This window comes from Streptomyces sp. NPDC004647 (genome assembly GCF_040609575.1).
Taxonomy (GTDB): Bacteria; Actinomycetota; Actinomycetes; order Streptomycetales; family Streptomycetaceae; genus Streptomyces.
The window spans coordinates 1-12296 of sequence record NZ_JBEXKU010000137.1; the positions used below are offsets into that span (position 1 = coordinate 1).

11 protein-coding genes are annotated in these 12296 nt (G+C 70.6%); 4 read left to right on the forward strand and 7 right to left on the reverse strand.

The window, feature by feature from the left end:
• Window positions 1-1073 (reverse strand): transposase (locus ABZW18_RS32935; RefSeq protein ID WP_356194752.1); only part of this gene is annotated, 1073 nt, incomplete at its 3' end.
• Between the two features lie 649 nt (window positions 1074-1722).
• Here ABZW18_RS32935 and ABZW18_RS32940 point away from each other — a divergent pair.
• Window positions 1723-2415, forward strand: coding sequence for a DsbA family protein (locus tag ABZW18_RS32940; RefSeq protein ID WP_356194754.1), 693 nt, complete (start codon window positions 1723-1725; stop codon window positions 2413-2415).
• Between the two features lie 409 nt (window positions 2416-2824).
• Here ABZW18_RS32940 and ABZW18_RS32945 read toward each other — a convergent pair whose 3' ends face one another.
• Window positions 2825-3310, reverse strand: a complete 486-nt coding sequence (locus ABZW18_RS32945; protein ID WP_356194757.1) for a pyridoxamine 5'-phosphate oxidase family protein — start codon at window positions 3308-3310, stop codon at window positions 2825-2827.
• Between the two features lie 587 nt (window positions 3311-3897).
• Between ABZW18_RS32945 and ABZW18_RS32950 the strand changes: the two genes are divergently transcribed.
• From ABZW18_RS32950 to ABZW18_RS32960, 3 genes are all read left to right on the forward strand, one after another.
• A complete protein-coding gene (locus tag ABZW18_RS32950) occupies window positions 3898-4356 on the forward strand; it encodes a DoxX family protein (RefSeq protein WP_356194759.1) in 459 nt (152 codons plus the stop codon).
• 562 nt (window positions 4357-4918) lie between these two features.
• Complete coding sequence (locus ABZW18_RS32955) at window positions 4919-5287, forward strand: DUF779 domain-containing protein (protein WP_356194776.1); 369 nt, start codon at window positions 4919-4921, stop codon at window positions 5285-5287.
• A gap of 51 nt (window positions 5288-5338) precedes the next feature.
• On the forward strand, window positions 5339-6589 hold the full coding sequence (locus ABZW18_RS32960) for a phosphodiester glycosidase family protein (RefSeq protein ID WP_356194762.1): 1251 nt from the start codon (window positions 5339-5341) through the stop codon (window positions 6587-6589).
• A 103-nt stretch (window positions 6590-6692) separates the two neighbouring features.
• Here the strand turns inward: ABZW18_RS32960 and ABZW18_RS32965 are convergent, their stop codons facing one another.
• The 5 genes from ABZW18_RS32965 to ABZW18_RS32985 form a co-directional block, all read right to left on the reverse strand.
• Window positions 6693-6887, reverse strand: a complete 195-nt coding sequence (locus ABZW18_RS32965) for a hypothetical protein (RefSeq protein WP_356194765.1) — start codon at window positions 6885-6887, stop codon at window positions 6693-6695.
• Window positions 6888-6997: 110 nt separating this feature from the next.
• Entirely contained in the window at window positions 6998-7915 is a 918-nt protein-coding gene (locus tag ABZW18_RS32970; RefSeq protein ID WP_356194768.1) for a phosphatidylinositol-specific phospholipase C/glycerophosphodiester phosphodiesterase family protein, read from the reverse strand.
• 837 nt (window positions 7916-8752) lie between these two features.
• On the reverse strand, window positions 8753-9892 hold the full coding sequence (locus ABZW18_RS32975) for an acyl-CoA dehydrogenase family protein (protein WP_356194769.1): 1140 nt from the start codon (window positions 9890-9892) through the stop codon (window positions 8753-8755).
• Window positions 9889-11142 carry an acyl-CoA dehydrogenase family protein gene (locus tag ABZW18_RS32980; RefSeq protein ID WP_356194772.1) on the reverse strand — a complete coding sequence of 418 codons (1254 nt, stop codon included), beginning with the start codon at window positions 11140-11142 and terminating at the stop codon, window positions 9889-9891. Before ABZW18_RS32980 ends, ABZW18_RS32975 begins: the two co-directional genes overlap by 4 nt.
• Before the next feature lie 17 nt (window positions 11143-11159).
• Window positions 11160-12143: an NADPH:quinone oxidoreductase family protein gene (locus tag ABZW18_RS32985; protein ID WP_356194774.1), complete on the reverse strand. Its 984-nt coding sequence runs from the start codon at window positions 12141-12143 to the stop codon at window positions 11160-11162.
• Window positions 12144-12296: the final 153 nt, after the last annotated feature.

Consider the following 12296-nt stretch of genomic DNA (forward strand, 5'->3'; position numbering starts at 1 on the left):
TAACGCAACTCCTCTCCCGACATATCGGCCAGGGCAGCGACGGCATGGGCGGCCGACGCGAGGGTGACATGACGGTGCCACCCGCAGAAGGAACGACCGGCGAAGTCGCGGATGCCCACCTGGTCGGCGATCCGTGTGAAGTCCTGGTCGACTCTGTTGAGGAGCCGGCTCAACCGCAGCAGGGCAGTTGGCTGAATATCCGTCAGGTCGGTAAGCCACAGTTCTGTGGGCCAGCGCCGGTCGTTGTCCCCGACGCCGAGCAGGAAGAGGTCCCCGCGCCGTGGGGGGTTCCCCCCCATGAGCCGAGGGGGCCGGGACGGCATCCCGACGTGGACGACAGCGGCCAGGCCTGTCCGCGCGTCCGCCTCCCGACCATGCTCCCTCCAGATGACCGGACGCCTCATGTCCCCGGCCGCGCCCATGATCTGGTGCGCCGTCAACGGCTCGGCACGACGGCCGGGCAGAGCAGGGTCCGCTACGTTGAGTCGAAGAGTGCTGCTGACCCTGATGAGGTGGGGCACCCGCGCGGCACGGAGCTTCGGGACGATGGTCGCGGCATCCGATTCACGGGCGTCCATGACCACGGGCCGGACCGGAAGGTCCCACCCCGCCATCATCTCGACGTAAGCCTCGACCGCACACTCACTCAGCGTCTCCACGCCCACATGGTCAGGAATTGATGCCTGACTGCGCCGGTGGCGGTCCTCCAGCCACGCCCGGGACAGATGGAGCCGCCAGTTGACCGGAGCGCTCATCTCTTCCGTGGCAGCCCAGACCCCGATGGCCTGCTGTGCGTTCAGCACTTGCCCGAGAGCGGGGAAGAAGCTCCTGTCCACACCAACGGTGCGCTGCCCGGCCTTCGGGATGACCATGGGCCGAATCACCCAGGCCTGTGGCGGAGCGCTGCCGGCCAGGTGCCGGGCCAGCGCCCGGCGTACCGGGGTCCATTCCCAGGTGGAGTCGCTGATGAAGTGGTGCAGGCTCTGTTCGGTGGCCTGCCCGCCGATCAGCGCCGCAATATTCCGTATGGACTTGCGTTTCTGGGCCCCCAGAAGACCTCGCACATACGCCATGCCCTTTCTTCGCTGATCGCTGCGGGGCAGTGACGTGAACAGCGCCGAACAGAGTTCTGTGAGCACCACCTCACATGAGCCGGTTCGAGGTGGTGCGTACGTCGCGCTCGGAACGTCGTCCGTGGATGGGGCAACAGCACTCATGGATGTCCCGTCATAGGTGGACGGTCGGTCGCTGGGAGTAGCCCCTCCAATGTGCGCAATGGCCCCTCCTCCCGCCCAGATGCGCAGACCACACGCATGTGCCGAGGGGCGGTGCCCGGGCCAGCGTCCGGCTCCTCTACCGCGACCGTCATCGGACGCAACGGCGTACGGCTCTAGGTGTTCCGATCACCATCGGCGCCGCAGGACCGTCCCCGTCCACTCGTGGTTAACCCGGCGGTCCCAGGAAGGCCGGGGGACGCCACCGGTGATGGAGTGCGGAGTGCATGACCCCGCCCTTGGCGATCATTCGCCCGCACAGCGGATCTTGTCGCGTTGACGGCTGCTGGGCCGGACGCTGGTCGGACGGTTCAGGAGGGGGCGGAGAACCAGGGCAGTTGACGAAGTGAATCCGGCAGGGGGGCGCCCGGGCACTCGTACGTCACACCATGGGGTTCCCTACGCGCGGGCGCGTCCCGATCGAGGAACAGAACTGAGGAGGACCAGCATGAGCAATGCTGCGGAACCGGGGACCGTCACAGCCTGGTCCGACATAGGATGCCCCTGGGCGAGTCTCGCCCTTCACACACTGCGCGCAACGGCCCGCGAGCGCCGGCAGGACATCCTGATCGACCATCGGGCGTTCCCTCTGGAACTGTTCAACAGTCAGCCCACTCCCAAGTTCATTGTGGAGCCGGAGATCATCGTGATCGGCGCGCGCAGGCCTGAGCTCGGCTGGCGCATCTGGTCGGGGCCGGAGTCGGACTACCCGTCAACCACACTGCCCGCGCTGGAGGCCGTCCAGGCCGCGAAGGACCCGTCCGTCGGCGGCTTGCGCGGCAGCGACGAGCTGGATGCCGCGCTGCGCCATGCCTTCTACGTCGAGAGCCGCTGCATCAGTATCCACTCGGAGATCCTCGACGTCGCCGCGAAGTGTGAGCATGTGGACGCCGAGGCGCTCGCCGGGGCGATGCAGCGTGGCGCGGGACGGGCCGAGGTGTACGAGCAGTGGCGCACCGCCGAAGGACCCGAAATCCAGGGCAGTCCACATCTGTTCGCGTCCGGCGGTTATGCCTCCCACAACCCCGGCCCGTTCGTCGAGTGGACGGGCGACCCGAACCAGGGCGGACTGCCTCGCCTGGACGGCTACGACTCGTCCTGGGCCCAGAGCCTGCTCGACCTGTTGGCAGAGACGAAGTAGCGACGGTAACCGGACGTGGCACGGAACTCGAACACCGTGTCCGACGCCGGGCCTTTCCTGGCATGCCCCCAAGTGGAGGTCGGCGCTGCCCACGGTGGCTCAACGCCCTTGGGAGGCAAAAGAATTCGGCGCGATCGGGCCCCCAGCCAGACTCGCCCAGAAACCACTGTCATAGGTCCCCGTCAGCTGCACACACGCGCGTCTGCGGAACCCCGTCGAGCGCGGCGTGGCCACCTCAAGGGCTGGCGTACCCTCCGCCACGCCCGCTGCAGCCGAAAAACCGGCTCGCGTCAACGGCCACGCGATCCTCGCCCTGGAGCAGCACGGATGCCCCTGTCGGTCTCGGCCGTCGTCTTCGTGTCGAAGATCGCCTGGGCTGTCCCGCTTCCGTCGTCCGAGGTCCGCGCGCTCACGACGAACTCTTGCGGTCAGGCGCGGACCCTGCTTCGCCTGCGGTCAGCCGTGCCCTCCACCGGGTCGAGACGTCTGCCTCGCTCGCTCCGTCGTCGTAGGCGGGTGAGATGAGTTCCTCCGCAGCCAGGACGCGCACGAGAACGATGGATTTCACCCGCTCCGGGTCCGTGCCGCGCTGCTCTGTGAAGCGGCGAACCACACGGTCGTACGTCGCGCCGTCGGTGAACACCTCGCCCTGGCCCCGGAATCGGTATCCCTTGCGCCGGACCGGGTCGACGACATTGATCTCGACTGCCGCATTCTCCAAGAGATTGGCAACCGTGCCCGGCGAGTGCAGATCGAGAAACACCAGATGCTCGGCGTCCCACACTTCCGTCGTCCCTTTGGGGGACACACTCGGGGTGCCGTCCGGCCGTACGGTGGCGACGAATCCGAGTCCCTGGGCCGCGACCAGGCGCCGCATGTCCTCATTCAACGTCATTGATCGCGTGCTTTCGCGCCGAGATCGCTTGCAGCTTCGGGTGACGTGCTGCCGAAAACACCTGCAAACGATCGCCGATGTTGACGGGCCGACGACGAGTCTCAGCCGTCCGGCCTCGTACGGGGTGCCAATATACAGCCACCCCCGTGCGCGTTCGGGTTCACTGCGTGTCAGAAGCCGACGGGTCGGCTCTGCGTCGACGCTCCCGCCCGTGCGCCAGATGCTGCCGAAATCCCGGGGCGCCGCCGGTGCCCGGCCCCCTGCGGGCGCGCACGGAGCACCCGAGTACCCGCGTGGCAAAGGTGGTCACGGCCTCGACGGCACGGTCGGCCTTCCGCTCCCTCAGGTACCGGCGGACGGCCGCGCGGGCGTCGAGGGCGCCCGCCTGGCACATCCCCCGACCGGCTTCCGGGAGGTGGCACCTCGAGACCGGAAGCGGGTACGGCGTCGCGGCGGAGCATCCCGCTACGTGATGTTCTGCGCCCCGGCCGGCAAAAAATGGCCGGAGATTGAACTGGTAAGCGTGATGAGGCGTTCCTCATGGTTAGAGGCTCATCAGTCTCCCAACACCGAAGGAGTCCCTCGTCATGCCCTCCGACAGCCCCCTCAACGCCCGCCTCAGCGGCGCCCAGCCGTACATACTCTCCCTCTTCCGCGCCGTCGTCGGTCTGCTCTTCACCTGCCACGGCGCCGCCTTCCTCTTCGGCGTCCTCGGCGGCTCGGACGGCAAGGGCGGCACGGTCCCGACCGGAACCTGGCCGGGGTGGTACGCGGCCGTCATAGAACTCGCCGTCGGCACGCTTGTCATGCTCGGCCTCGCCACCCGGATCGCCGCGCTGCTCGGCTCCGGCGCGATGGCGTACGCGTACTTCACCGTCCACCAGAGCCAGGGACTTCTGCCATTCGAGAACGACGGAGAGGCGTCCGTGATGTTCTGCTGGTCGCTGCTGCTGCTCGTCTTCACCGGACCCGGCGCATGGGCCGTCGGCCGTCTCTTCGTCGGGGGGCGCGACCGCGCGGGCGACCGAGTGGCGGCAACCGGGTGACAACGATGCTGTCCCTCAGCCTGCCGCCGGCTGCCTGCCTCGGTCCGGCTGCGGCTCCAGACCTGACCTGATGACCGGCGGGCGGGGCGACGGAGGCGGCCCATCCTGGGGGAACTGCTCGCGCGGGGCCCTGGGTTCTCCATCGCTGCGCCCGCTGTCCGGGAAGAGCCGGTCGAGGTGGTGACGCAGGACAGCAGCCGCGGACTCCGGGCTGCGCCGGCAGACGGCCGATGTCGGCCGCAGGTGAACGCGGCTCTGCACGAACGGAATTTCGCCGCCACCTGATCGCCGGAGTTGTGACGGCTCTCTTCCTGATCGTCAACGTCGTCGCCCATCACTCTTGTGCTCACCGGCTGAACGCACCCGGAGCCGCGACCGGGCCGGGGGCCGCAACGTACTCGCAACGGGCCCTCTGCTCCTCTTGGACACGACGCCAAGTCCGCCTGGTCAATGCCCCCGTGCGGGTCGGAGGAGTGATGTGCGTGAACCGACGGACGACACGGAGCGTGCCGGTGAGCCACTCCCCCGCGTGGCCCGGCCGCCGCTGGGCCGGGAGCCCCCGATGACCGCCGCTGCCCCCCGCGTGGAGCTCACGCCCGCGGCCGCCGATCTGCTGCGGCGGCTGCATGCGGCCCACGGGCCGCTGATGTTCCACCAGTCGGGCGGCTGCTGCGACGGCAGCGCGCCCATGTGCTATTCCGACGGCGAGTTCCGCACCGGCAGCTCCGATGTGCTGCTCGCGGACCTGGCCGTGGAGGGCGTGCAGGAGCCGGTCCCGTTCTGGATGTCCGTAAGCCAGTTCGAACGCTGGAGCCACACCCGCCTCATCGTCGACGTCGTGCCCGGGCGGGGCAGCGGCTTCTCCCTCGAGGCGCCGGAAGGCGTTCGCTTTCTGATCCGCTCCCGCCTTCTGTACGACACCTCGGAGTAATCGTCACCATGCCTGCTGGGTAGCACAGTTGGAGCGACCTGGGGGGCAGGGGTGACACGACACATCGGTCGGGTACGCACGGCACTGACGGTACTGCTGGCGTGGTGCGCACTGGTCGGCGTGACTCTGGCCGCCGCGCCTCATGCCGCCGCTGGTTCCACCGGTGAGGTCCGGTACGCGGAGGCGGAGCAGGTCGCGCCGGGCCTGTCGTACCGGGAGTTCTCGGTGTCCGGCTCGCAGGGCACCGCACACGGCCATCTGCTGACGGTGGACCTGCGCGACCGGCGGGTCTCGGTGGACCTGCTGCACCCGGGAGCCGTCGGGGCCCGCGCGCCCGTGTCGCAACTGGCCGACTCCCGCGGTGCTGTCGCCGGGGTCAACGGCGACTTCTACAACATCTCGGAGACCCAGCACCCCGGCGTCGAGCCGACGTTCGCCCCGGTCGGACCGGCCATCGCATCCGGAAGGCACCTGAAGGCAGCGGTGCCCGACGGTCAGCGTTTCGGCCCCGCTCTGCCGCCCGGCACCACCACTGAGGACGTGATCGGGGTGGGTGCGGACCGGCGTGCGCGGCTCGACCGGCTGACCCTGCGCGGCACCGTGACCACGCCCCAGGGGACGCGGCGGCTCGGCGGCCTCAACCAGTACGCCCTGCCGGTCGGCGGCATCGGCGCGTTCACTCCCGAGTGGGGCGTGCCGTCCCGGGTCCGGGCGACCTGCGGTACGGACACCGACCGCGCCGCGCCCTGCAGCACCGACACCCATGAAGTGACGGTGAGCCGTGGGCGCGTCGTGAGCTCCGCCGACACTCCGGGGAGCGGCCCGGTCGCCGCTGGTTCCGTGGTACTCGTCGGCCGGGAGGCGGGCGCCCAGACGCTGCGGAAGCTGGGCACCGGAGACAGGGTGCGGGTGCGGCACCGGCTGGCCGCCACCGCCTCGTACGTCCCCTACCGGTTCGCGATCGGCGGGTTCCCCATACTGCGTGACGGCCTGCCGCTCGCCGGGCTGGACCACCGGACGGCCGCCATCAGGACCGCGGCCGGGATCGGCGCGGGCGGCCGGCGCCTCCATCTCCTCGCCCTGGACGGCGCGGTGGAGAACCGCCCGGGGGTGACCATCAGCGAACTGGCCGCGCTGATGCACACCGTGGGAGCCGATGACGCGATCAATCTGGACGGCGGAGGCTCGTCGACACTGGTACTGCGCGAGCCTGGCGCGGCGGGCGTCACCGTACGCAACCATCCGTCCGGCGGGGCCGAGCGGCCGGTGCCGGACGGCATCGGCGTGTTCTCCCGGCCGTGAGTTGTACTGGGCGCCTCAAGGAGCGCCGGAAGGCCGCGCGCCAAGCTCAATAGACCGTCAGTAGGGCTCAGTTGGTCCTGTACGGCGTTGGTCCTGTACGGCATCAGGGGCGGACGCTGCTCACGACGTCCGCCGTCGCCGCGAGTCCGTCCGACAGGGTCGGGGCGAGGCTGGAGCCGGCGAGGTAGAAACCGAGCAGCATGCACACCAGGGCGTGGGAGAGCTTCAGCGATCCGCTGCGCAGAAAGACAACGGTCAGGATCACGAGCAAGAAGATCACTGAGATCGAAATGGCCATGGCGAACCTCCTCGGCCGCGAGGACGGAGCGGCGATCGGCCCAAAGTGTTGCCTATCGCACGCACCGCCCCGGCCATCCGGGCGTCCGCCGAACGGGTGATGACTCCCTGTTACGCCCGCGTGCGGTCGAAGGCGTCGAGGAACCGCTCGAGTCCTGCGAGGTCATCCGTGTTGATGTGATCGACTCGGGCGTCGAGGAGTTCGTGCCAGACGTCATCGCGCTCATGGCTCGGCGTGTCGGGCGTGCCCCAGAAGCGCACGCGCTGCCGATGGGCGTGCGCGTCGTCCACGATGTCGTGCAGTTTCGCGCGCTCGTCGGCGGGCATCGGGCCGGCGCCGTTCCAGCTGAAGGTGGACGTCCAGTTGGCGCTGACCAGCGGCATGAAGGAGGCGGGCGTATGCGTGCCGAGGTCGTCGAGCCTGCCGTCGTAGAAGGCGTAGCGGAGGTGCTGCGCCTCCATGGGCCCACGGGCCGCGCGGTCCCCCGAGATGACGGGGGTCACCGGCCCGGTGCGGACCTTGCCGCCCACGGCGGTGCTCAGGATGGAGCGGTAGTAGCGCAGCCGCCGGTGCAGTTCGCGGTAGGTCTCCTCGCCGGTGTTCTTGATGTCGATGAGCAGTTGCAGGGACACGCGGTGACCGGCGTGGACCGAGCCGTGGTTGGCGACGACTCGCTTCAGCAGCGGGTCGAGATAGAGCGACTCGAGGGTGCGGTCGGGGCTGAGGTCACCTATGTCGTGTCCCACCAGGAGCTTGCCGTCGACGAGCCAGATGTCGGCCTCGACGCTGGTGAAGCGGTGCTGGAGCGCGTCGGCGAGCGGGTGCGTGTGCTCGTAGTCGTTGTGCGCGTGGGCGCGGCGGAGCGGAGCGGGGTGGTGCCCGGCCGGCTGCGCGGTGACAGCTCGAGCGGCGGCGGCCGGGCGGGGCGCCGAATCGGCCGCCCAGGCCTGTGACAAGGAGCCTGCGAGGGTACCTGCTGCGGCACCGCCCAAGGACGCGACGACGAGACGGCGAGTGGGATGGGGCACAGAACCTCCCGGGGAACGGCGCGGGCGGACGTCAGCGAGTATCGGGCGCGGCTTCACCTAAGGGCACAGCCCCTGCCCAGAGTTCTGTCGCTGTTCGCCGAACCGCTCTCCTGCGGCCAGGTTCTGGGCGGCCTCCCGCAGCGTGGCCGCCGCGCAGGCCGATCGGCTTCCGCACGGAGGTCCGGTCGTGCGGAAGCCGATCGCCCTGCGCGGCGGGTTCCACGGCCCGTGCTCCCTCTGCGGAACCCCCGTCAGCAACGTGCCGCCCACCATGGCATCCAGGGGACGGAACTACCGAATCGTGGCGTTGTGAGTCATAACACGCACCTCTCCGATGGGCATTGACCGTTATGACCCTTTTCTTAGGACATTGATTGACATCGTCAATTACAGTGCCCCGCGGCTCAGTCGGTACGAGGACAGCTTCCCGATCCGGGACCGCCAGGCGCTTCGTACCCTGCGTCTCCTGGCCTCAGCGTCCGCCCGCGGCGCTCGACCGACTGCGGCCGTCGGGGTGCTGTCGGCCCCGTCCGCACCGACAGCGCTGGGACGGGGCATCCACCTTCACGCGCCGATGGTGTGGGGAAGGTCACTCTTCACTCTCGCCCGGGCTGTTCCGACCTGCCGGGGCATGCTGCCGGGCGCGCTGCGGAGTCCGACGGCGCGTCGGAACCGGGAGCAGCGGACGGCGCGTCGGAGGGGGAACAGCGGAAAGCCCCACGGTCCGTACACCTGGACCAGGTGTACGGACCGTGGGGCTCCACCACGTCGGAATCGGCGACAGAACCGGCGACGTGCCGTCGTACGAGAGCGAGGGCGACCGCGAGGGCGAGGCGCTCAGTGAACCTCGGCCGGCGGGGCCAGATCGACGAGCCGGGCCAGCGCCGCCCGGTGATGGCCGGGGGTGCCGAGGGCGACCTCGTCGGCCTTGGCCCGCTTCAGATAGAGGTGAGCCGAGTGCTCCCACGTCATGCCGATGCCGCCGTGCAGCTGTACGCACTCCTCCGCCGCGTGCACCGCGACGCGGGAGCACGCGGACTGGGCGACAGCGACCGCCACCGGGGCGTCGGCGCTCCCCGTCGCGAGGGCGTCCGCGGCGTTGCGGGCCGCTGCGCGGGCCGAGACGATCTCCAGCCACAGCCGCGCGAGCCGGTGCTTGAGAGCCTGGAAGGAGCCGATGGGCCGGTTGAACTGGTGCCGTTCGCCGGTGTAGCGGACGGTCTCCGCCAAGCACCATTCGGCCAGGCCCAGTTGCTCGGAAGCGAGCAGCCCGGCCCCCGTGAGAAGCGCCCGCTCCACGGCGGTCTCCGCGGCGCCCGGTCCGGCGAGGCGGCGGCCCTGTACCCCGGTGAGCGTCACCTCGGCGATCGGCCGGGTGAGGTCGAGCGGAACGAGCGGCGTGACGGTGACGCCCGTCGCGGCCGCCTCCACCGCGTACAGCCCGTACCCGTCCGGACCTTGAGCCGGGACCAGCAGGACGTCGGCGGCCGCCGCGCCCGCGACGCTGCGGATCGTGCCGCTCAGCGCCCCGTCCTCCGCCACCCGTACGGCCGTCGGGGGTGTGCTCCCCGGCGCGGCGGACAGCGGCAGCGCGAGGGCGCCGACGGCACGGCCCGCGGCGAGCGAGGCCAGCAGTCCGGCGATTTCGGCGTCATCCGTAGCGCAGCCGAGCAGGGCCTCGACGGCCAGCACCGCGCTGGTCAGATACGGCACCGGCGCGACGCTGCGGCCCAGTTCCTCCAGGACGACGGCGGCCTCACGCGCCGTGGCGCCCTGGCCACCCAGCTTCTCGGGGACGAGCAGCCCCGCCATGCCCATGTCGGCCGTGAGGGACTTCCACACGCCCTCGTGGTACGGCTGGTCCGTCTCGATCAGCCCCAGCACGGCGGCCGGGTCGCAGCGATCGCTGAGCAGCGACCGTACGGCCGCCCGCAGGTCGTCCTCGGCCTCGGAGTACAGCAGGTCCGGTCCGCTCATCGGGCGAGCTCCTTCCAGGCGATGTCCTTGTCGGTGCGCGGCTCGGGCGGCAGACCCAGGACTCGTTCGGCGACGATGTTGAGCAGGACCTCGGAGGTGCCGCCCTCGATGGAGTTCCCCTTGGACCGCAGATAGCGGTAGCCGGCGTCCCGTCCGGTGAAGTCGACCTTTTCGGGTCGCCGCAGGGCCCAGTCCTCGTACGTGAGGCCCTCCTCGCCCAGCAGTTCCACCTCCAGGCCGCTGATCTCCTGGTTGAGGCGGGCGAAGGCCAACTTCATCGCCGAGCCGTCGTAGCCCGGCTGCCCGGCGGCGAGCTGCTGCCGCAGCCGCTCCCCGGCGAGCCGCGCCGTCTCCGCCTCCACCCACAGCTCCAGCAGCCGCTGGTGCAGGTCGTGGGTGCGCAACTCGGGCCGCTCGCGCCAGGTTTCGGCAATGACCCCGATCATGCTCTCCCGGCCCGCGCCGGGGGCACCCGCGCCCTCGCGGGGCACCGGGGCGCCGCCGATCGCCACGCGCTCGTTCATCAGGGTGGTCTGGGCGACACGCCAGCCGTCACCGGTATCGCCCAGCCGGTGGCCGTCCGGGATCCGTACGCCGCTCAGGAAGACCTCGTTGAATTCCGCCTCACCGGTGATCTGGCGCAGCGGACGCACCTCGACACCGGGGTCGGTCATGTCGCAGACGAAGTACGTGATGCCGCGGTGCTTGGGCACGTCCGGGTCGGTGCGGGCGATGAGAATGGCCCAGCGGGCGACATGCGCACTCGAGGTCCAGACCTTCTGACCGTCGACCAGCCAGGCGCCGTCGTCGCCGTCCCGGACCGCCCGGGTCGCGAGAGCCGCGAGGTCGGAGCCCGCCCCCGGCTCGCTGAACAGCTGGCACCACACCTCTTCACCCAGCCACAGCGGCCGCAGGAAGCGCCGCTTCTGCTCATCGGTGCCGTACTTGAGGATGGTGGGGGCCGCCATGCCGAGGCCGATGCCGATGCGACGGGGGTCGTTGCCAGGCGCGCCGGCAGCCTCCAACTCCGCGTCCACAACGGCCTGGAGTGCCCGCGGGGCGTCAAGGCCGCCGAGCCCGACCGGGTAGTGCACCCAGGCGAGTCCGGCGTCGAAGCGGGCCTGGAGGAAGGTGCTGCGATCGGTGCCGGCCGGGTCGTTCCCGGCGAGCAGAGCGCCGACGCGGCGGCGCAGTTCATCCGCGTCGACCACGGGTGCTGCCGTGGCTCGTGCTGCTTCAGTGCGTGCCATTGCGCGGCTCCTTCCGGTCAGTTGGGGGTGACGACGATGCGTCCGGTGGTGGTGCCGTCGGCCACCCGCTGCACGGCGTCCGCGGCGCGGTCGAACGGCACCCGCTCGCTGACCAGTGGCTTGATCGCGCCCTGCTCCGCGAGCTTGGTGAGCTCCTCGTGACAGGTGGCGACCGCGCCCGGGTCGTGGGTGTTGTACAGGCCCCAGTGCAGGCCGACGACCGAGTAGTTCTTCACCAGCGCGTGGTTGAGAGCCGGGCTGGGAACGACCCCGCTCGCGAAGCCGACGACGAGCACCCGGCCCTCGAAGGCGATGCACTTGACGGACTTGGCGTACGCGTCGCCGCCGACCGGGTCGTAGACGACATCGGCGCCCCGGCCGCCGGTGGCCTGCTTGACCGCGGCGACGATGTCCTCGCTGCGGCGGTCGATGACCACGTCACAGCCCAGCTCCCGGGCTGTACGGGCCTTGTCCGGCCCGCCGACGACGCCGATCACGGTCGCCCCCGCGGCCTTGCCGAGCTGTACGGCGGCGCTGCCCACCCCGCCCGCGGCCGCGTGCACCAGAAGGGTCTCCCCCGCCTGGAGATGTGCCCGGCGGTGCAGACCGAACCAGCCGGTCTGGTAGCCGATGTGCAGGGCGGCCGCTTCGGCGTCGTCGAGGCCTTGCGGCGCGGGCCGTACGGTGGTGGCGTCTGCCAGGGCGAACTCGGCGAAACCGCCCGCGGGCACCGGGGGCTGGGCGAGCACCCGGGCTCCGATCTCCGCCTCCGCGCCCTCACCGACGGCGACGACCTCGCCGCAGATCTCGACACCCGGGGTGAAGGGGAGCGGCGGCCGCACCTGGTAGTGGCCCCGGCACAGCAGCGCATCCGGGAAGTTGACGTTCGCGGCCCGTACTCGCAGCAGCAGCTCTCCCGGCCCGGCGACCGGGTCCGGCACCTCTTCGAGGCGCATGACCTCGCGGGGTTCGCCGTTCTCGTGCACTCGCCATGCCTTCATCCGGTGGCCTCCAACGAACCTTCGACTGGGGTGGCGGGGTCCCGCTCTCCTCGCATACTAAGCGGTCGCTCGGTCTGCGACCAGGGCCGGACGTGCGTCCCGCCCGGGGCTCGCGTCCTGTCAGGGGCGCCGGGGCAGGGCACGCCGCCCTGC

Bases quoted from the DNA above. Each gene is read 5' to 3' on its own strand.
- ABZW18_RS32940 (WP_356194754.1), top strand. From the start codon at position 1,723: ATGAGCAATGCTGCGGAACCGGGGACCGTCACAGCCTGGTCCGACATA.
- ABZW18_RS32945 (WP_356194757.1), bottom strand. From the start codon at position 3,310: ATGACGTTGAATGAGGACATGCGGCGCCTGGTCGCGGCCCAGGGACTC.
- ABZW18_RS32950 (WP_356194759.1), top strand. From the start codon at position 3,898: ATGCCCTCCGACAGCCCCCTCAACGCCCGCCTCAGCGGCGCCCAGCCG.
- ABZW18_RS32955 (WP_356194776.1), top strand. From the start codon at position 4,919: ATGACCGCCGCTGCCCCCCGCGTGGAGCTCACGCCCGCGGCCGCCGAT.
- ABZW18_RS32965 (WP_356194765.1), bottom strand. From the start codon at position 6,887: ATGGCCATTTCGATCTCAGTGATCTTCTTGCTCGTGATCCTGACCGTT.
- ABZW18_RS32975 (WP_356194769.1), bottom strand. From the start codon at position 9,892: ATGAGCGGACCGGACCTGCTGTACTCCGAGGCCGAGGACGACCTGCGG.
- ABZW18_RS32980 (WP_356194772.1), bottom strand. From the start codon at position 11,142: ATGGCACGCACTGAAGCAGCACGAGCCACGGCAGCACCCGTGGTCGAC.
- ABZW18_RS32985 (WP_356194774.1), bottom strand. From the start codon at position 12,143: ATGAAGGCATGGCGAGTGCACGAGAACGGCGAACCCCGCGAGGTCATG.